The sequence below is a fragment of the Cecembia rubra genome (assembly GCF_003014575.1).
GTDB classification, from domain to species: Bacteria; Bacteroidota; Bacteroidia; order Cytophagales; family Cyclobacteriaceae; genus Cecembia_A; species Cecembia_A rubra.
The window spans coordinates 37,645-55,802 of sequence record NZ_PYGF01000001.1 but is presented as its reverse complement, the minus strand read 5'-3'; the positions used below and the strand labels follow the sequence as shown (position 1 = coordinate 55,802).

Annotated in this window: 20 protein-coding genes and 1 tRNA gene; 15 read left to right on the top strand and 6 right to left on the bottom strand. The window is 44.4% G+C overall.

Annotated features, from left to right (window positions below; all coding sequences use genetic code 11):
- The first annotated feature begins 5 nt into the window (after nucleotides 1–5).
- The 13 genes from CLV48_RS00295 to CLV48_RS00225 all read left to right on the top strand — a co-directional run bounded on the left by CLV48_RS00295 (nucleotide 6) and on the right by CLV48_RS00225 (nucleotide 11,432).
- Entirely contained in the window at nucleotides 6–425 is a 420-nt protein-coding gene (locus CLV48_RS00295) for a Fur family transcriptional regulator (protein ID WP_170068968.1), read from the top strand.
- 112 nt (nucleotides 426–537) lie between these two features.
- Nucleotides 538–843 carry a hypothetical protein gene (locus CLV48_RS00290; protein ID WP_106565261.1) on the top strand — a complete coding sequence of 102 codons (306 nt, stop codon included), beginning with the start codon at nucleotides 538–540 and terminating at the stop codon, nucleotides 841–843.
- 23 nt (nucleotides 844–866) lie between these two features.
- Complete coding sequence (locus CLV48_RS00285) at nucleotides 867–1,484, top strand: hypothetical protein (protein ID WP_084121511.1); 618 nt, start codon at nucleotides 867–869, stop codon at nucleotides 1,482–1,484.
- A 13-nt stretch (nucleotides 1,485–1,497) separates the two neighbouring features.
- Nucleotides 1,498–3,450 (top strand): heavy metal translocating P-type ATPase, encoded by a 1,953-nt coding sequence (locus tag CLV48_RS00280; RefSeq protein ID WP_106565260.1) that lies wholly within the window; start codon nucleotides 1,498–1,500, stop codon nucleotides 3,448–3,450.
- A gap of 40 nt (nucleotides 3,451–3,490) precedes the next feature.
- On the top strand, nucleotides 3,491–4,339 hold the full coding sequence (locus tag CLV48_RS00275; protein ID WP_106565259.1) for an RteC domain-containing protein: 849 nt from the start codon (nucleotides 3,491–3,493) through the stop codon (nucleotides 4,337–4,339).
- A gap of 89 nt (nucleotides 4,340–4,428) precedes the next feature.
- The gene (locus CLV48_RS00270) at nucleotides 4,429–4,710 is read left to right on the top strand and encodes a helix-turn-helix domain-containing protein (RefSeq protein ID WP_073094955.1); all 282 of its coding nucleotides are present in this window, start codon (nucleotides 4,429–4,431) and stop codon (nucleotides 4,708–4,710) included.
- Between the two features lie 150 nt (nucleotides 4,711–4,860).
- Nucleotides 4,861–5,487: a hypothetical protein gene (locus CLV48_RS00265; RefSeq protein ID WP_211299870.1), complete on the top strand. Its 627-nt coding sequence runs from the start codon at nucleotides 4,861–4,863 to the stop codon at nucleotides 5,485–5,487.
- The gene (locus CLV48_RS00260) at nucleotides 5,471–6,133 is read left to right on the top strand and encodes a P-loop NTPase family protein (protein ID WP_106565257.1); all 663 of its coding nucleotides are present in this window, start codon (nucleotides 5,471–5,473) and stop codon (nucleotides 6,131–6,133) included. Before CLV48_RS00265 ends, CLV48_RS00260 begins: the two co-directional genes overlap by 17 nt.
- A 132-nt stretch (nucleotides 6,134–6,265) precedes the next feature.
- Nucleotides 6,266–7,360, top strand: a complete 1,095-nt coding sequence (locus tag CLV48_RS00255) for a Fic family protein (RefSeq protein ID WP_106565256.1) — start codon at nucleotides 6,266–6,268, stop codon at nucleotides 7,358–7,360.
- A 3-nt stretch (nucleotides 7,361–7,363) separates the two neighbouring features.
- Nucleotides 7,364–8,044 (top strand): HNH endonuclease signature motif containing protein, encoded by a 681-nt coding sequence (locus CLV48_RS00250; RefSeq protein ID WP_106565255.1) that lies wholly within the window; start codon nucleotides 7,364–7,366, stop codon nucleotides 8,042–8,044.
- A gap of 259 nt (nucleotides 8,045–8,303) precedes the next feature.
- Nucleotides 8,304–8,816: a hypothetical protein gene (locus tag CLV48_RS00245; protein ID WP_170068967.1), complete on the top strand. Its 513-nt coding sequence runs from the start codon at nucleotides 8,304–8,306 to the stop codon at nucleotides 8,814–8,816.
- 953 nt (nucleotides 8,817–9,769) lie between these two features.
- Nucleotides 9,770–10,387 carry a hypothetical protein gene (locus CLV48_RS00235; RefSeq protein ID WP_106565252.1) on the top strand — a complete coding sequence of 206 codons (618 nt, stop codon included), beginning with the start codon at nucleotides 9,770–9,772 and terminating at the stop codon, nucleotides 10,385–10,387.
- A 622-nt stretch (nucleotides 10,388–11,009) separates the two neighbouring features.
- Complete coding sequence (locus CLV48_RS00225; protein WP_106565250.1) at nucleotides 11,010–11,432, top strand: DUF6943 family protein; 423 nt, start codon at nucleotides 11,010–11,012, stop codon at nucleotides 11,430–11,432.
- A gap of 63 nt (nucleotides 11,433–11,495) precedes the next feature.
- Here the strand turns inward: CLV48_RS00225 and CLV48_RS00220 are convergent, their stop codons facing one another.
- The 4 genes from CLV48_RS00220 to CLV48_RS00205 are packed head-to-tail and all read right to left on the bottom strand — an operon-like array spanning nucleotide 11,496 to nucleotide 13,117.
- Nucleotides 11,496–11,729, bottom strand: a complete 234-nt coding sequence (locus CLV48_RS00220; RefSeq protein WP_245889433.1) for a hypothetical protein — start codon at nucleotides 11,727–11,729, stop codon at nucleotides 11,496–11,498.
- Nucleotides 11,698–11,928 carry a hypothetical protein gene (locus tag CLV48_RS00215; RefSeq protein WP_084121500.1) on the bottom strand — a complete coding sequence of 77 codons (231 nt, stop codon included), beginning with the start codon at nucleotides 11,926–11,928 and terminating at the stop codon, nucleotides 11,698–11,700. The genes CLV48_RS00220 and CLV48_RS00215 overlap by 32 nt, the downstream gene beginning before the upstream one ends.
- Entirely contained in the window at nucleotides 11,925–12,332 is a 408-nt protein-coding gene (locus tag CLV48_RS00210) for a DUF5675 family protein (protein ID WP_106566052.1), read from the bottom strand. The genes CLV48_RS00215 and CLV48_RS00210 overlap by 4 nt, the downstream gene beginning before the upstream one ends.
- Before the next feature lie 11 nt (nucleotides 12,333–12,343).
- On the bottom strand, nucleotides 12,344–13,117 hold the full coding sequence (locus CLV48_RS00205) for a hypothetical protein (protein ID WP_106565249.1): 774 nt from the start codon (nucleotides 13,115–13,117) through the stop codon (nucleotides 12,344–12,346).
- Nucleotides 13,118–13,780: 663 nt separating this feature from the next.
- Between CLV48_RS00205 and CLV48_RS00195 the strand changes: the two genes are divergently transcribed.
- Nucleotides 13,781–13,862, top strand: a tRNA-Leu gene (locus CLV48_RS00195).
- A 12-nt stretch (nucleotides 13,863–13,874) separates the two neighbouring features.
- Here the strand turns inward: CLV48_RS00195 and CLV48_RS00190 are convergent.
- Together CLV48_RS00190 and CLV48_RS00185 are read right to left on the bottom strand one after the other, a co-directional pair.
- Nucleotides 13,875–14,969 carry an AI-2E family transporter gene (locus CLV48_RS00190; protein WP_106565248.1) on the bottom strand — a complete coding sequence of 365 codons (1,095 nt, stop codon included), beginning with the start codon at nucleotides 14,967–14,969 and terminating at the stop codon, nucleotides 13,875–13,877.
- A gap of 39 nt (nucleotides 14,970–15,008) precedes the next feature.
- Complete coding sequence (locus tag CLV48_RS00185; protein WP_342748279.1) at nucleotides 15,009–15,959, bottom strand: NUDIX hydrolase; 951 nt, start codon at nucleotides 15,957–15,959, stop codon at nucleotides 15,009–15,011.
- 74 nt (nucleotides 15,960–16,033) lie between these two features.
- On the opposite strand from CLV48_RS00185, the gene CLV48_RS00180 reads away from it, so the two are divergent.
- Nucleotides 16,034–18,139 (top strand): M28 family peptidase, encoded by a 2,106-nt coding sequence (locus tag CLV48_RS00180; RefSeq protein ID WP_106565247.1) that lies wholly within the window; start codon nucleotides 16,034–16,036, stop codon nucleotides 18,137–18,139.
- Nucleotides 18,140–18,158: the final 19 nt, after the last annotated feature.

Genomic DNA, 18,158 nt, shown 5'->3' with positions numbered 1-18,158 from the left:
CAACAATGGTGATCAAAGAACTTGAAAATAAACTCAAGCAAAAGGATATCCGACCAACAGCCATGCGGCTGTTGGTGTTGGAAGCCCTGTCCGGTCAGGAGGCTGCCATCAGCCTTTCCGACCTGGAAAAAGCCTTTGAAAAATCGGACAGGGTTACCCTGTTCCGTACCCTGAAAACCTTTCAGGAAAACGGACTGGTACACAGCATTGATGACGGTACCGGAGCGCCAAAGTATGCGCTTTGCGAAGAGGGATGTGAATGCAATATCGAAAGGGACTTGCATGTGCATTTCCATTGCCGGGTGTGCAGCGAAACCTTCTGTTTACCCAAATACAAAATCCCGGAAATTAATCTGCCAAAAGACTTCAATGGCGAAGAAGCTAACCTGGTAGTAAAGGGGGTTTGTGGAAAATGTGCGGATTAAAAATTGCAATGGCTGTGCATCGGGTTTACACGTATTTTCAGGTAAAACACTTAACTGGGTGTGATTCAATGCTCATTATCACCCATGTCCCGGACTTCTTAAAACCAACACAATGGACAAAAACACGATCAATTGCAAACTCACAACTACTGAGCTGAGGCAAAGAAAAGCTACTGTGATAGCTTCATTAAAAGTGCGGGTATTGGAAAAACAGGAACTTGCCAATGGGTTCAGGTACAGATTTGACAGCTCGGATCAAACACTATATCTGCTGAACAATTTCATCAAGACCGAACGGCTTTGTTGTGACTTTTTAATACTGGGTCTTACAGTTGCCCATCAGGATTCTCCGGTCTGGCTCGAATTATCAGGCCCGGAAGGCGCAAAGGACTTTATCAAAAACGAGATTGAATTTTAGAATTTAACCCAGGCCGATCAATCATGACCACTTTACTCACCGGTACCATCATGCTCAGCCTCCTTCATGGGCTGATCCCCAGCCACTGGCTGCCGGTACTGGCTTTGAAAGAAAGGTTTGGCTGGCAAGGAAGCAAGACGGTTCGCATTGCCTCTGTGGCGGCTTTGGCCCATTCGTTGAGTACGTTTATGCTAGGTGTATTTCTGGGCTTGTTCAGCCTGTCATTGGCGGAAACGCTGAACAGTTACACCCGTTGGGTCATTCCCTCATTGCTTATCGCCATCGGCTTGTATTTTATCATCCAGCACCACCATCACCACCACTTTCACATTGCTGAAAAACAAAAACTGGAAAAAGCTGGAGCAACACAAGTGGTGACCTTGCTGGTATTCATGATGTTTCTTTCGCCCTGCCTGGAGATTGAAGCCTACTTCCTGATGGCAGGGACGTACGGCTGGCCGATGATCCTGGCAGTGGGCCTGCTTTATACCATCGTTTCCGTGTTGGGGATCACCTTTTGGGTGTACCTGGCACAAAAAGGACTGCACCGCTTCAACTGGCACAGGCTGGAACACAATGCCGGGCTGGTTTCAGGAGGCATACTCATTCTTACAGGGATCATTTCCTTTTTCACACATTAAAACTGACAAGATCATGGCCAATACAAACAATATAGAAGACAAAGCTTGCTGTGATACCGACCAGCAACCAAACAAACAAAAGAAACAAGAAGAAAAAACCTCCTCCACTTTCCTGCAAACCTGGGGCAGTGGTATTGTGAGCCTTGCCATGCTGCTGGCCGGAATTGCGGCTGACCAGTTGGGACAGCCTGCATTTTTCCAGGGCTGGATCCGCATCTGTTGGTATGTGCTGGCCTATCTGCCTGTGGGCTGGCCGGTATTGGTCAAAGGCTGGAAGGCCATACTGAAGGGCGATGTGTTCACGGAATTTTTCCTCATGGGCATAGCCACGCTGGGTGCCTTTGCCATAGGCGAGTATCCCGAGGCAGTGGCAGTGATGCTTTTCTATGCCATCGGTGAGCTGTTTCAGGATGGAGCTGTGAACCGGGCCAAACGTAACATCAAAGCCCTGCTGGACATCCGTCCTGAATCGGCCTCCGTGCAACGAAACGGCCAAACGGTGACCGTACACCCGGAGGAAGTACAAACCGGGGAAACCATACAGGTTAAGCCCGGAGAAAAAGTGCCGCTCGATGGGGAAATGCTGAGCGAAAAAAGCAGCTTCAACACTTCGGCTCTGACGGGTGAAAGCAAACCGGCTACCTACAACAAAGGAGAAAATGTGCTGGCAGGCATGGTCAACCTCGACAGGCTGATTGAACTGAAAGTCACAAGGCTGTTCAACGAAAGTTCGCTGGCACGCATCCTGGAGCTGGTGCAGAACGCCACCGCCCGTAAGGCAAAAACCGAACAGTTCATCCGCAGGTTTGCGCGGGTTTACACGCCCATCGTTACTTTTCTTGCAGTTGGACTGGCCTTCCTGCCCTACTTTTTTGTAGAAAACTATGTGTTTGAAGACTGGCTTTACCGGGCATTGATCTTCCTGGTGATCTCCTGCCCCTGTGCGCTGGTGATCTCCATACCACTCGGCTACTTTGGAGGGATCGGGGCAGCTTCCCGCAAAGGGATACTATTCAAAGGCTCCAACTTTCTCGACCTCATGACAAAAGTCAATACCGTGGTGATGGACAAAACCGGAACCCTGACCAAAGGAGTATTTGAAGTGCAAAAAGCTGTAACCATGGACGGCATCACTATCGACTGGCTTAGCCTGGCGGCAGACATGGAAAGCAAATCCACCCACCCCATTGCCAAAGCGATTGTGGAGTATGCCAGGACGCAGGGCAAAGACATTTCAGAACCCGAACAACAGGAAGAAGTGGCAGGGCATGGCCTGAAAGGCAAGGTGCAGGGAAAGCAAGTGTTGATCGGCAATCAAAAACTGATGGCCAAGGAAGGAATCGTTACCTGTGCTGATGCTGCCGGGGAGGTCAATACCGTCATCCATGCGGCAGTAGGCGGAAAATATGCGGGATACCTGGTGATAGCAGATGAACTCAAAGAGGATGCCTCACAGGCCATAGAAGCCATACGCAAATCAGGGGTTCGGGAACTGATCATGCTGTCCGGAGATAAGGACGCTGTGACCCAGCAAGTGGCAAAAACACTTGGTATAGACAAGGCATTTGGCGACTTGCTGCCCGAACAAAAGGTACAGAAAGTGGAAGAATTGAAAAAAGACGCCAACCGTGTCATCGCCTTTGTGGGAGACGGCATCAATGATGCCCCTGTATTGGCACTGGCCGATGTGGGCATGGCCATGGGCGGCCTGGGCAGTGATGCCGCCATCGAGACGGCCGATGTGGTCATCCAGACCGACCAGCCTTCCAAAATTGCCACGGCCATCCAGCTCGGCAAGCAAACCAAACGGATCGTATGGCAAAATATCAGCCTGGCCTTTGGGGTGAAGCTCATTGTGTTGGCACTGGGAGCCGGAGGCCTGGCTACCATGTGGGAAGCTGTATTTGCCGATGTGGGTGTGGCACTGTTGGCGATATTGAATGCGGTAAGGATACAGCGAAACTAAGAATACTTTAAGCTATGAAAATAACAAACTCACTTTTTAAATGTCTGAAATTTACAACCACCTATATGAAGATTTAGAGGACAAGCTTAGAATGATTGATCTGGAAGAAGACAACATTCTCAAAAAATCAGAGCAAAGTTTTCAGACAGCCCTTCAGGCCATCAACCAGTTGAGAGATGATTTGCAACAGAAGCCATTGGTTTCACAAAACGATGAAATCTCGTTTTTCAAGGAGATCAAACCCAAGTTCATCAGCAAGCTGATCTATCATCTGAGTGTGTTCAATATCGAAACTAACAAGCCCAATGGCGGCATCAAGGTCAGAAGAAAGTATTATCAAAATGAGCTTGACAAACTCAAACGGTATTTCGATAACAACCTGGAATTTTATCGCTATTATCGAACCAATAGCAATTACCTCGACCACAAATATTTTGTCCGGGGCAAACAGGATATCAGGTTAACCCTTGATTCTTTCTTTTTCGAGACAGATCCCAATTTCTCCACCAGCCACGATTTCAAGGTTTCTAACATTCTCGCAAATGACTTGCTCAATGTCTATCTGGAAGATGAGTTGAACAAGCTGAGCTTGACAGATTTAAACAACGGAAAATCACAAGTCGAACCGAAGGTGAAAATAACATGGACAGACTCCAAAGTAGCGTTGATTGAGCTGATGTACGCCCTCCATGCCCGTGGGGTTTTTAACCATGGTAGAGCAGACTTGAAAGAAATTTCCAAATGTATGGAAGACACTTTTGGAGTTGATTTAGGACAATACCACCGCACATTCCTCGAAATACGTATCAGAAAGACAGGAAGGACGAAATTCCTCGATTCCCTGCATGAAAGCCTTATCCGCAGAATGGATGAAGCTGATGAGAAATAGAATAAAATCTTTCCCAACTTCGGTTTGCCTTGTGAATAAAACCCACTAAACGGGAACATCTTCGCTATTCAATCAACATTTGTTAAGATATGGCAGCAGAAGTAATTACCACGGACGACCTTCGTGAGTTCAAGATCGAACTCCTGGAAGATCTCAAAAGGCTACTCAAAGAACATTCCGGGCAGCCAACCAAGAAATGGCTGAAATCCTATGAAGTCCGCAAGCTCCTTGGTATTTCACCCGGCACCTTGCAGAACCTGCGGGTGAACGGCACATTGCCTTTTACCAAGATCGGGGGCGTAATCTACTATGACTATACCGACATTCAGTCCATGCTCCAGTCCAATAAGTTTCAGAACCGCTTGAGGTAAAGCACATGGCCGGGCATGAACTACATCAGGCACCTTTCCGCAGCGTTCCAGCAGATGGATGCAGATACCAGGCTCACGCCCTACCATATCAGTCTGTATATGGCCTTGTTCAGGCGGTGGAACCTCAACTTTTTCAAGAACCCGATATCCGTGTCGCGGGACGAGTTGATGAGGTTGTCAAAAATCGGTTCGGTGAACACCTACACCAAGTGCCTGAAACAGTTGGATCAATTCGGGTATATCCGTTATGAACCGTCATACAATCCGCATCGGGGCAGCCTCATTTACCTGTACAGTTTTGATAAAGGTGATGATAAGGGTACTGATACAGGCAGTGAAATAGCTGTGAGACCTTATACAAACAATACAAACCCTTTAAACTATGAAAACGAAACAAACTTGGGTAAGCGAGCTAAAAATTTTGAGACAAGTTCAAATGATTCGGAAATGAAGAAAGAGAAAAGTTCCGCTAAAAGAGAAAGAATGACCGGCTATGGCCCGGAAATTCCACCTCTGGAAGAACATGTCAAAATCTACTTTGATGAAAAAGGCTATCCATCCGTGGAGGCTGAGAAGTTTTATAATTACTTCCAAAGCAATGGCTGGCTGGTAGGTGGCCGCTCCAAGATGAAAGACTGGAAAGCAGCCGCCCGCAACTGGATGCTGAACGCTCAAAAATTCAATACCTATGCAAAAGATCAGCGAAACCATCAGCCACGTCCTAAACCCGGAAACCTCCACTCAGGAACCGGCAAAGACTATGGCGAGCCACTCTAAGTCTTGCTCAGAGAGTGTTCAAAGCAACATCATCCAATTCGACAAATGCCTTGAATTTCTGGAGAAAGCAGGCAAGGCCTACACCAGTCCAAAATTCCGGATATGGAAGGAAGACCACTTGATTATATTCAAACTTCTGGTCTACTTCTACCAGGACAAACCCAATGCTGAAAAGCACGGCATTGACCTACACAAAGGCATTTTGCTAACCGGCCCGGTCGGTTGTGGCAAAACTTCCCTGATGACCCTTCTACGGTTTATGTTGGCTCCCAAAGAGCAATACATCATCAAATCCGCTCGTGATATCACCCTGGAATTCATCCAGGACGGCTATCCTGTTATCAACAAATACTCCAAAGCAGCCTTCCAGCAAACAAGCGGAGAGCTGATCCCTAAAGCCTATTGTTTTGATGACTTGGGCGTGGAATCCAACATCAAGTATTATGGAAACGAAACCAATGTAATGGCCGAGATTCTTTTGAGCCGCTATGATATGTTCATCAGCCGCCACATGCTCACGCATGCCACGACCAACCTTTCCGCCAGTGAGATAGAGAACTGTTATGGGAATAGGGTTAGATCAAGGATGAGGGAGATGATGAATGTAATAGCTTTTGAGAAGGAGGCCAAGGACAAAAGGATATGACGTGTCCCTTAGTGGTACATGTGCAGATTTTCATGTCCCGTTTTTAATGTTTTTGTCTCATGTCCCATCACGGTACATATAACTTGTTTCATGTCCCAATTTTTGTATTTTTGTCTCACGTAATTAATAGGAATGAAGAATATCGATCCATCGAAACCACTCAATGATTTGCCTCTTCTACCTCCTCCGGTGGAAAAAGTAGAGACTATCCAAATCCTCAAACAGGAAAGTAAAGCTGCTGTTGCCCTTGCAGAGCTGAAGGGATTGGCAAGGACCTTGCCCAACCAGGGTATTTTGATCAATGCCATTGTACTCAAAGAAGCACAGGCTAGCTCAGAGGTGGAGAACATCATTACCACGCATGACAAGCTCTATCAGGCTCTGGCAGCCAAGTCGATGACAATTGATCCTTCGACCAAGGAAGTCCTACGGTACAGGGAAGCCCTGCTCTTTGGTTTTGAGGAGATTAAAAAGAAAGGCTTCCTAAACACCAATGGTATTGTCCGGATTCAATCCATATTGGAAGAGAATGAGGCCGGAATTAGACAACTACCTGGTACTTCCCTAAAAAACGATCTGACGGGTAAAACCATCTATACACCACCGGACGATAAAGAAACAATAGTCAGACTGATGAAAAATCTGGAAGACTTTATCAATGATGAACCCGATAGAATGTCTCCCCTGATCAGGATGGCCATACAACACTACCAGTTTGAGAGCATCCATCCATTCTATGATGGAAATGGCCGGACGGGCAGGATTATTAACGTGCTTTACCTCATCCTTCACAATCTGTTGGAAATACCCATGCTGTACCTCAGTGGCTACATTATAGGCCACAAAGGAGCTTACTACAAATTGCTACAAGAGGTGAGGACTAAAGACAATTGGGAAGGTTGGATATTGTTTATGCTTAAGGCCATTGAGGATACTGCGACAAAGGCCATTTCCCAGATCCATGGGATCAACAGCATCTTCAATGAGATTCAGGATAAGGTAAAAAATGAAGCCCCTAAAATCTACTCGAAAGACTTGATCGAACAATTGTTTGTTCACCCCTATACCAAAATAGAATATATCTCTAATGGGCTGGGCGTAGAAAGAAAAGCCGCTTCCAGGTACTTAAAGACTTTGGAATCCATTGGAATCCTAAAACTCGAACCTATCGGGAAAGAGAATATTTTCATCAACCAGCAATTGTACCAACTACTGAAGCAAAGTTAGACCATGGCCAAAGCTCGAAAATCCATACCCCAAAAAACGAAATCTCTTTTACAGCAAGAGATTAACTCCCAGTGCCCAATCTGTGATGATCAGAATGTAGATCATTTTGAAATTCATCATATTGACGAAATTCCCGAAAACAATTCCCCTGACAACCTTTTGATGCTTTGCCCGATTTGCCATTCCAAGATTACAAAAGGTGATATTAGTGAGGAGGAGGTCAAACAAATCAAGAACTATCTTATGATTAAAGCTAAAGGCAAATCCAGTGCAAAGTCATCAAATACCATCAACATCAAAGGCAATGTGTCCAACTCTACAGTGGCCAATTCGATCAGTGCACAGACCATTGTTTATAAATCCAGAAGCAAACCAAAGATGGAATTCGCTGATGGTGCCATAGGTAAAAAAGCGGAATTGAAAAACTATGTGAAGCATCTGATAGATCGATATAACGAATACAAGGAAGGCGATGTTGGTAAATCCAAAATGAACTATGCTGCCATTTGGGGCATCATCAAAAAGGAATTTAAAGCCAGTGCCTACCAAGTCCCAGAAGCCCAGTTTGAGGCTCTATGTTTGTTCCTCCAGCATCGCATCGACAATACAAAGCAAGGCAGGATCAACAGAGGGAAAGGCTTTAAGAACTATTCAACATTTGATGAAATCTATGGTGGAGAGTAAGCAGAGCAATCTTGATTGGCTGAAAAAAAGATGCCCAATTCGTCCTAAAAAGTGGCATACTGAAAAGGTTCTCAGAATAAATGAAATTGAGAACTATAGGTTCTATTCTCGGAATTCAACAAAGACTTACAGAGGAATCATTAGTCCGCTAGATATAAAAGGTATTCAATACGCCTATGCTTATAACGATGAGAGTGATATTACCTGGATTGACTTATTGAACAATTTGAAAAGGTTTAAGGATATTCGTCATTCAAACATGACTCATGAAGAGTTGATCGAGCACGCCCAAAGTGATTACAACGAATCCAGAACAGTTTCAAAGTTTGGCTCTCTTTATTTTACTACCACCGGCCAGCACAGAATGACTTTGTGCAAATTTCTCGATTTGGAAAAAGTTACAGTCCAGATTAACGAGTATACCTTTGATCAAGAAAAATTTAATGCCTATCAGGCTAGAAAGAAATTTGTAAAACAGCTGTTAGATAGAGGTCTAATTTCTGAGGAATTATTAGAATCAGAAATAATGAGTTTTGAACACGGCATAAGCCTGAATATCCGAGGAGTTTTCATCATGATGGGAGACCAAATATTTGATGGGCTTATAAACCTTTACGATGGCCTTAGCACGAACAAAGTATTAATCACTTTTGAATCCTTGATTTATGGTAAGCCTTCTACTTTCAATAATGATGTCAGAAGCCAATCTGATTTACTTCAATTCAAGTACTTTTTAAGAAAGTGTAAAGCGGAATTACTGAGTGATGTCTAACATACATCATGATCTCCTTCAAAGAGAAGCGAATTAAGGTCAATCCCTTACCGAAGATAGTCTCTCCCCACACCCCTGTGCCTCCAGCCTGCTCATTCCGCTGCGCTGCACTCACAAGCTTCCAGCACCGCACAGCAAGAGTAGCCCGTTATTCCATTCCACTTCGCTCCATTCCATACCGTGCCACACTTGCTTTTCCCAACCCTGACCCCACGCAGGAAAAGCGGTGTTCGTCTTCCGCCCTCGGCATAGCATCATGCCAGGCCACCACAGCCCATTTTTTGAAAGGGTCTATTTTCTAAGGTCAAAAAATAAGCTGTGTTGCCTTACAGGTCTCCGCTAAAGCTCCGAGCCTGTCATGCTGCTTGCAACTCGGTTGTCATCCTCACGGCAGCCTACTCTGTCTTTTTTGCCGCTTCTCTTCGTTTCGTTGCGCTTGCCAGGCTTTGCAGGAATTGTTTAATTGAAAGCGGTCTGCTTCAGCTTGGCAGTGCTCACTGCACTTCGTTCAGCCGCAAAAAATCCACCGGCTGCCAGTGTTTTTGCTCGCCTGCGGGTCGCTGCGGGCTGCGGGACTGTCATGCTTTTTGCACCAACCCCGGTTCCCAACACACAGGTAATCGCTTATACCCGGCCAACGCTCAAAAGGCAAAAAATCACGCCAGCCCTTGTGTAGTTCCGTTCCATTCCGGGCTTTTGTGGAGGATCAAATTACAAAAGCCCTGCATTCCACTTCACACATAGCAAGCCCCCGCAGTTCGTACCTCACTGCTTTCCGGTCTAGCCCCCTTGCTCCACTCGCAGACGGCTCGCAAGCCTCCGTTCGTTCCTCTCTTCGGCTGGCTTGGCCGTTCGTCCATTACGCTGCGCTCCACAGCCTCCGTCCAGCCGTTTTGGTTTTCCTGCGTTCCCGCACTAAATTCAATTTCCACAGCTAACAATATTGATTATTTATGAATTGTAGAACCAGAAAAAGAAAGGAAGAACTCAACCGAAAATTTTATATTCAACCCGTTAACTACTTAAAACTTCTTAATGGTCAACACAAACAAGGCTGTTGTGGGGCATTGGATGACAAATACTACATCTTTTCGTATAGACCCAGGGGTGATTATGACGCTCAATCGAAATACTTTTTTGTCGGTACTCATTGTGCCAACGAATTTCTAGATATTATCAAACACGACCCACTTCCTCTTTTTAATCCTTTAATACATGAGCAGGGGAATCACTCTCCAGGCAACAGTAATTCTTCCGGATCCAAGGACAAAGCATTAATACATCCCTTCAATCGGGAGCTACTTACCGCAATTAATATGCTTTGTATTTCATGGGATATTATTCCAGAGTCAGGACTCGAAAGCATCGTCAAATTCACCAATAAAAGGTCACCCGACCCTAATCTCAATGGTATTGAGTGGTTTAATGAAATAGTAGGGAAGGATAGACAAAGGCGTTCGTTAAGAATAATGATAGACCAGCTCAGGGAGAATAATGAATTAAAGGATTTAAGGTTTGATGAATTGAACAACTACTTGAATGAAAGAGATATTGTAAATAACATCAATTAGAGCGGGTTCAAAATAACCAAAACATAAAGCAAAGTTACAGGCATGCGGATGTGAGAGCTTGCAAGGGTCCGCTTCGCCTGTTTCAAAAAAAATCTCCACCCTTCAGGTAGTATTTTTTTTTCACAGCCCTTGCCGCAATCACACCGTTCCTGTGATGAAGGGCATTATGTTTAAGTTATTATTTAGAGTCCGTTGCGGCAGCCGGTGGTTGCTGGCGGGCGTTCGCACCTCAGGTCGTCCGTTCCATGCAGGCGTTCAGCATTGTGGTATCACAGATTATACGCTTCGCTTTCTATGGTTCGAGTTGTGCCTTTCAGAGCTTCCCTTTTAGGGGGGCTCTTTTTTTCTCTGGTGTCGGACAAAGAAGAACAAAAACAAAGAGTGCAACTAAGTTAGGCGGGCCGCACTAGGCCAACCCTAATCAGGACCGTCAAGGTCAAGCCCTTCGGGTTTTTGAAAAAATCTCCTCCGCCAATTGGCGGAAGTATTTTTCCAAAAAACCTTGACTGCCCTGTCCATGCCCACCTGACCAAAGGCTTTCTCTTTTCTTTTTTTCCCTTTTTTCTTTTCTCTTTTGAAATGTGTGCGAAGCGCAGCGAGCAAAACTTTAAATGCTCATACTATGCACACTTTTCAGATCAAAACCTACAATGCAGGCTTCTCCAGTGCCCGGCCACATTTCTTCATTTTGTCCAAAGGGCTGAATGCGGGAAAGCCGCTCGATACCCCTTGTCCCAATTGCTTCGCCATCACCACAGAATCGGAAGAGGCACGGAACTTTTATTTCTGGCTCTCTTACGGTCTTTGGCAGGCACAGGCGTTCACGCCACACTTGACCGGTTCTGTTGTCCCATTCATCAGGATAGGTGATGCCAGAGCGGTATTGCTGGCAGGGCAGGAAAAGGCCTTGAAAGACCGTGGGAAGTACCTAAAGTCATTGGCACTCCTTCAGTACTTTGAGAAGAAAGCCAAGATTCTCCAAAAGCAGGTGGAGCTTGTGAAGCAGGTAAAAAGAGCAATTATGTTCCGGATCCTCCTGGAATGAAAAAAGACCCCACGAGGAGGCCTTTTAATTGAGAGGAACACAAACTTTCCCGACTTGCGGGAATCACATCCCCTTCGGAGGTGGATGTTTTCTTTTGAACCGTTGGAATAGCACCTTTAGCAGAATGGACACGGTAAAGCTCACTACCGCTCCAACAGCAGCTAATACACAGGTGTGGAGGATATCCCCGGAGCTGATATTCACCAGGACACTCAGCAACGTGCCTCCGGCAGTTCCTGCCTTCGTGCCTCCTCCACTTACCAGGTTAGCCATCTTTCCTGTCCGCTTTTGCACCATCCTCTACAGTCACCTGACTGACTGCAGTCAGTACCGTCCCACCTACGGTGAGATAGCCGCCCAGGGCAACTATTCCGGCCGGTAAACTGATTGGTGCTGCCAACAGAGCGCCACCAGCTGCCGCTAGTGCCAAACCCACGTTTCGGAGCACTTTGAAAAACTTGGGTGTTGGGGCTTTCGCCCTTTCTATGATCGTCATACGCTTTTTGCTTTTTGAATATTGAGAAATACATTTTCGCCTCTTTCCATGGCCTCAAACACAAGTGTTTTCAGCCTGGAATCGGCAGTTTTGGAATCCGTCCCTTTACCTGGACCGATGACCTTTGAAACCGGGGCTATACAGCCCTTCAGTTCCTTCAGGGCGTCATTGGCAGGGTGAAAAAGGATGCCGCTTCTATTGGGTACATTTTTCACCAGCAAATGCCAGCCCCGTTTATCGGTGTATCGCTTTACAAGCTCATACCTCCCTTCCGGGATGCTCGATACCATCCGCTGGTTTTCCCTCCAGGGAAGCTCGATGGTGGAGCAGACCAGCTGCTCACCATCACAGAGCTTTCCGTTGGTTCCCTCCGGATAATAGCTTCTTGTGAGAATCAATTCCATCCGAACCAACATTAGGTTTGCTGAACTGCAGGAGCACCATCAATAGCCACCAACGCCAGGGCGTTGTAGGAGCCGTTTTTTAGTGGGTAGAAGCTACCGTTCACTTCCTGATAGAACTCCACACCAAAAACCAGCATTAGTGCCTTGGTACTGTTTGCAGGCAAACCATTGGACAGGTTCACCGCAGCTTCCGCCTGTGGCCCGATTTCAATCTCTCCACTTTCAGAAGCAACCAGGGTGAAGTCATCGGCCTCAAAATCAATCTCCACCGCAGCAGATACAAATTTCAGGTGCGTAGCACCTTGAGGCGCAGCAATGGTATTTTGGGGAACAAAGCCCGGCACATTGACTACAGCTTCACCAGTAGCTCTGTCAATACTTGCGTCAAATGGCGCATATATTGTAGCTCCCAGACGGCCATTTGCATTGAATTCAAAGCCCTGCAAAAGCTCCAGCTCACCATCGAGAACGTTCCGTTCTCCACGGGCACTGGTTGCATCCGCTTTGATCACCTTCACCATTTCTTTGGTCAGTCTGGAGGTCAACCGACTGTCAGAGGTACGCAGAAGTAGCGGCCTAAAGGCCGTTCTCAAAGTCCGTCCGGCTGCACCGGCACGGCCAAACTCAGCACCGTTTTCACGGGTACGCTGAAAAGCCGGATCATTCTGGATCCGGTCTTTGTCCACCCCACCCTTTTCCCGGGCCAGGTAGCCATCTTTCGTTTTGTAAAAGGACATGTCACCGACTTTGCCCTTCAACTTGATAATCCCAGCTTGTCTTGCCATATCATTTGAATTTTGATTTGTTGCTTCGTTGCAACTCTTCGAAAATCCGATAATTACGAAGGGCAGACAAAAAACAGGTTCCGGTTAGGAACATTGAATACCGTTTATTCCGAATGGTTCAAAATGAACTGCCAATGGCATTCCGTATATTTACAGTACACCAAAAGCATACATGAAGTATAGATAAAGTATGATCGAAACCAAACGAGCCTGTATTTATCCAAAAGACGTGCAGCGGATCACTGGCAAGAGTGAACGATACGGCAGGAAGCTCCTTAACAGGATTAGGGAGGAGCTTGCTAAAGAGTCACACCAGTTCGTGAGCGTAAACGAATTTTGCGAATTCACTGGCCTTGCACCGTCCATTGTAGAGCGCTACATCACCGATTGACCTTGCCAGATGAAGGCAGTCAAACGGCACTAAAATCTATCGCCAGTTACCAATAAAATTTAGCACTTTTTGCCACGATTTGAACCCAAAAAGCGGGCTTTTTTGTATATTTACAAAGGTTTCGGAGTTCACCAAATGCACTCAAACCAGTTCGAATAAATTGAGAACTGAACGGTGAACCCGCTGAAATTACGTTTTGTAACTTACTGATACATAAAGATTTGCACGGGGTGGTTGTAATCCTGTCATCCCGACAATTTACATATCGATTTGCGTACGTGGCGAAATTGGTAGACGCACTGTCTTCAGGCGGCAGCGCCCTTGGGCATGGAAGTTCGACTCTTCTCGTGCGCACATAAAAAGAGGTCATGAAGGCCTCTTTTTTTGTTTTATCAATCTTATGAATGCCTTATAAAAGTTTTCCCGCTTTTCTATTACAGGATAAACATCCCCTAACAAATAACCGTAAGCTGCTAGTGAAGGAATCCTTTCAAAAGTAATTTTTAAAAGACCGGCAAGAGGGATGAACAATATCATTCCGGAAACACCCCAAATATAGCCTCCCACCAAAATAGCCAAAATGACAGCAAAGGCATTTACCCTTACTTTTCCTCCAACTACTACTGGGGTAATGAAATTATTTTCAACAAACTGGATCAGCCATAACAAAAATACCGTAGCCAATGGGTAAAACATACTGTCCGTGGTCAATAGTACATAAAAAACCAAAAGCAATGAGCTGAAAATCACCCCAACATAGGGAATCAGGTTCATCACTGCAATAAATACCGCAAACAAGAGGTAATATTTAATTCCCAAAAAGTAAAAAACCAATCCGGAAATTATACTTACTATGATTGTAACTAAAAGCATTCCCAGCAAATAAGACTGAATTACTTTTCCCGAGTCTTTGATAAAAATCAAAACCCTTGGCTCACCATCTTTTGATAACTTTCTAAGGAATTCACTGAAAAAGTCCTTATAAAACAACATCAGAAAAATAAACAAAGGCATCACCCCCAATAAAACCAAGGACCTTCCGGTTTCATATAAGGCAGCTTCCAGATTACGGGGGTTCAGTAAATCAGAAGCAGAAGGCATTTCCGATCCCCCTTGAATAAAACCACCAAAATCCTCCAGATAAAGATCTACTTTCTTAAAAAAAGATGCCTTAATATCTGGGATATCCTTAATCAAGCCAATGACCTGATCTGTAAGTGAATAAAACAAAAAGACAGCTAATGAGGTGATCAAAATCAAAGTTAATACAATGGCCACAGCTCTTGGAAACCCCTTTTCTTCCAACCAATTGGACACTGGATAAAGTGCAAAGGCAAAAAATGCCGCCCAGAACAAAGGTATCAAGATTACTGAACCTGATTTCATTATCCAGACCACCAATACTAAAATGATTAAGGAATAGGCAGTTTTTTGTAAATGCAAAATCCGAAGGGAATCCATGTATCTATTAACTATCGCATTGAAGATAATGGTAGAGAATCAAATAAAAAACAGTCCTCCTTCTTTTAATACCTCAGCATACTTTATTTCATCAAACTTGTAAAGAAAAGGGGACTTATGAGCCACTCCTTTTTTTACCTCATCCAGTTTGATCACAATTCCTGATTTAAGGATTTTTTTCTGAAAATTCCTGGGATCTATTTTTTTCCCGAGAATCGCTTCATACATCCGCATCATATCCGGCATGGTAAATTTCTCCGGAAGTAAGTTTAAACCTACAGGTTGAAAACTGAGTTCCAAACGCAGTGCGTGAAGGGCTTTCTCCAAAATTTCATTATGATCAAACAACAATTCGGGAATTTCATTGAGGTCCCACCAAGCACAAGACTCAGATAAGCTATCAGGATTGGGGAATACTTCCTCATAATCAACAAGTGCATAATAACCTACTGATATTGGCCTTTTGTACCATAAGTCAGGATTGACCAAATGGGAAAGCTTTTGCTTGATCTCTTCTCTATCATACCTTTCAACCTTTCCAAAGGTGTGAAATTGCCGTAAAAATATTCTATCAAGACCAGTCCTTTCTTTCAATATCCTAATGGCCGCATCATCCAATGACTCTATTTGCTTCACTGCGCCTCCGGGAAGACTGAAGTAATCTGTATCTTTCCATTTCAACAATAATACCTTAAGTGATGCTTCATGAAAACCAAATATTACGCAGTCCAAGGTCAGCTGTGGAACCAATTCTATATTATCTCCCACTTTTTTATTTTTTTCTACTTTCAACATAATGCCTGAAGTAAACACCATTTGATTGGCTAAAGTGCAAATTTCACCTAATATTAAGGCTTTTTGAACAAAATAATGAGAAAGACTGATGCATTGGTTAAAAAATGACAGTATATTTTTTACAGACATAATACATCCCTTTCTCCAGAATGCTAAGTTGTAATTCAAAAACTGACCATAACGAAATTCAACCATTCAAAAAGATTAACTGCCATAAACCTTTACTTTAAATAAATTTGTAGATGATCAATTTCCAACGAATAAAGTCTATGAAGAATACCTACTTATTGACATTTACTTTTGCCCTGCTATCCGGTTTTTCTGTCCATGCCCAAACTTTGGATGGATTTGCCAAGAATTCTGCAACCAGGCAAAAGCAAATTGAAAATCAGTTTAAAGAATCAGTCGATTTTAGCAGGTTCAAAACCCATCTGAGCACAATAACAGAACATCCCCATGTAGCAGGTAGCGAAGCTAATGAAAAAGTTAAAGACTATATGGTTTCGACTATGCAGAAGGCTGGTTGGGAGGTAAAAGTCTATCCCTACGACGTCTATTTGACCAAAGGGCAAGGGGAATCTCTGATTGAACTGGTTTATCCAATCCGAAAACCTCTCAACCAACAAGAGTATATTATTAAAGACAATCCTTTTTCCTACCATCCGGAGCTAAAGAAAGGTTGGAATGCCTTTTCTGGAAGTGGTGATGTCACTGCCCAGGTGGTTTATGCCAACTATGGTACCAAGGCGGATTTTGAAAAGTTAAAGGAACTTGGAATTGACCTTAAAGGTAAAATTGTTATGGCCAGATATGGCGGGAACTTTAGAGGTTATAAAGCCAAATTTGCTGAAGAATATGGAGCAGCAGGTTTGATTATTTTCACTGATCCTGCAGATGCAGGCTTTTCAAGAGGCCTAGTCTATCCAGAGGGTTTTCTTTTTAATGACAATTCCATCCAAAGAGGCTCCTTGCTAACAGTGGATTGGACAGGGGATCCATTGACTCCATTCGAGCCCGCTTTGCCTTTGGACAGCAAAACCAAGGTCAAAAGATTGGACCCCAAAGAAGTCAAAGGACTCCATACCATACCGGTCACTCCGATTTCCTATGGTTCAGCACAGGAAATATTGGAAAAAATGAACGGTAAACCAGTTCCTGCTGCATGGCAGGGAGGACTTCCTTTCACCTATCGTTTGGAAGGTGGGCCTGATTTATTGGTAAGGTTAAAAGTTGAGCAAGAAAGAGGATTTGTCAGAGCAAACAATGTAGTGGCAACACTTAAAGGTGCTACCCATCCGGATGAATGGATTATCCTGGGCTGTCATTATGATGCATGGGCATTTGGATCCACTGATCCAAACTCAGGAACAGCTATGCTTTTGAGCATGACAGAAACTTTGGGAAAATTAGCCTCACAGGGTATAAGACCATCCCGGTCCATCATGATTGCCCACTGGGATGCTGAAGAGCATGGTGTTATCGGATCCACTGAATGGGTAGAACAGTTTAGAGATGAATTAAATGCCAAAGCAGTAGCTTACATCAACTTGGATGCTGCTGTAGGTGGAAGAAATTTTGGTGCTTCTGCTTCCCCTACCCTTAAAAAAATCATCATGGATGCTGCCAAGGAGGTTATCTATCCTGATTCCACAAAAACAGTATATGAAATTTGGGCGGGAAAAAGCGATGAACCTAATATCGGCAACTTAGGCGGCGGCTCAGACCATATCGCTTTCTATATGCATGTAGGTGTACCTTCTATCAATGGTGGTGCAGGAGGCCCTTCTTTATATCACACCAACTACGATGACATGTATTTTTATGAGAAATTTGCTGACCCTTCCTTCAAAATGGGTGGAACAGTGGAGCAGCTCATCGGTATCATCGCTTTACGGTTGGCCAATGCTGAGCTGATTCCATATCAATTGACTAGGTATGCCAAAGACCTGGAAGTTCACTTTGACAATGCAGAAAAAGGTGTAAAGGGCTTTCATGCAGATTTCAAAGGATTTGAAAAATCAAGGTCTGCAATCGCTACTTTAAAAGAAAGCGCAGCAACGTTGGAATCCAGAATCAATGCATTCCTTGAAAGCGGAAACCCTGATTCCAAAAAATCAGCTATAATCAACAAAGAACTCTTGAATTTTGAAAAGAGCTTCATCGATTCCAAGGGTATGTATTTTGGAAGTTGGTACAGATCCCTCTATGCCTCCACGGACCCCTTCAGTGGTTATGCCTCATGGGTACTTCCCGGTATCCAATATGAAATTGAAATGAGGTCCAAAGACAGATTGCAAGAATGGGATGACAGATATAGTGCCGCAATACTGGATCTAAATAGAAAAATGGATGAATTGAGTAAAAAAATCAATTAATCAAAGAGGCTGTCTCACA

Coding starts and splice junctions, on each gene's coding strand:
- CLV48_RS00295 (WP_170068968.1), top strand. CDS start 6: ATGGTGATCAAAGAACTTGAAAATAAACTCAAGCAAAAGGATATCCGA.
- CLV48_RS00290 (WP_106565261.1), top strand. CDS start 538: ATGGACAAAAACACGATCAATTGCAAACTCACAACTACTGAGCTGAGG.
- CLV48_RS00285 (WP_084121511.1), top strand. CDS start 867: ATGACCACTTTACTCACCGGTACCATCATGCTCAGCCTCCTTCATGGG.
- CLV48_RS00280 (WP_106565260.1), top strand. CDS start 1,498: ATGGCCAATACAAACAATATAGAAGACAAAGCTTGCTGTGATACCGAC.
- CLV48_RS00275 (WP_106565259.1), top strand. CDS start 3,491: ATGTCTGAAATTTACAACCACCTATATGAAGATTTAGAGGACAAGCTT.
- CLV48_RS00270 (WP_073094955.1), top strand. CDS start 4,429: ATGGCAGCAGAAGTAATTACCACGGACGACCTTCGTGAGTTCAAGATC.
- CLV48_RS00260 (WP_106565257.1), top strand. CDS start 5,471: ATGGCGAGCCACTCTAAGTCTTGCTCAGAGAGTGTTCAAAGCAACATC.
- CLV48_RS00255 (WP_106565256.1), top strand. CDS start 6,266: ATGAAGAATATCGATCCATCGAAACCACTCAATGATTTGCCTCTTCTA.
- CLV48_RS00250 (WP_106565255.1), top strand. CDS start 7,364: ATGGCCAAAGCTCGAAAATCCATACCCCAAAAAACGAAATCTCTTTTA.
- CLV48_RS00245 (WP_170068967.1), top strand. CDS start 8,304: ATGACTCATGAAGAGTTGATCGAGCACGCCCAAAGTGATTACAACGAA.
- CLV48_RS00235 (WP_106565252.1), top strand. CDS start 9,770: ATGAATTGTAGAACCAGAAAAAGAAAGGAAGAACTCAACCGAAAATTT.
- CLV48_RS00225 (WP_106565250.1), top strand. CDS start 11,010: ATGCACACTTTTCAGATCAAAACCTACAATGCAGGCTTCTCCAGTGCC.
- CLV48_RS00220 (WP_245889433.1), bottom strand. CDS start 11,729: ATGGTGCAAAAGCGGACAGGAAAGATGGCTAACCTGGTAAGTGGAGGA.
- CLV48_RS00215 (WP_084121500.1), bottom strand. CDS start 11,928: ATGACGATCATAGAAAGGGCGAAAGCCCCAACACCCAAGTTTTTCAAA.
- CLV48_RS00210 (WP_106566052.1), bottom strand. CDS start 12,332: ATGGAATTGATTCTCACAAGAAGCTATTATCCGGAGGGAACCAACGGA.
- CLV48_RS00205 (WP_106565249.1), bottom strand. CDS start 13,117: ATGGCAAGACAAGCTGGGATTATCAAGTTGAAGGGCAAAGTCGGTGAC.
- CLV48_RS00190 (WP_106565248.1), bottom strand. CDS start 14,969: ATGGATTCCCTTCGGATTTTGCATTTACAAAAAACTGCCTATTCCTTA.
- CLV48_RS00185 (WP_342748279.1), bottom strand. CDS start 15,959: ATGGTTGAATTTCGTTATGGTCAGTTTTTGAATTACAACTTAGCATTC.
- CLV48_RS00180 (WP_106565247.1), top strand. CDS start 16,034: ATGAAGAATACCTACTTATTGACATTTACTTTTGCCCTGCTATCCGGT.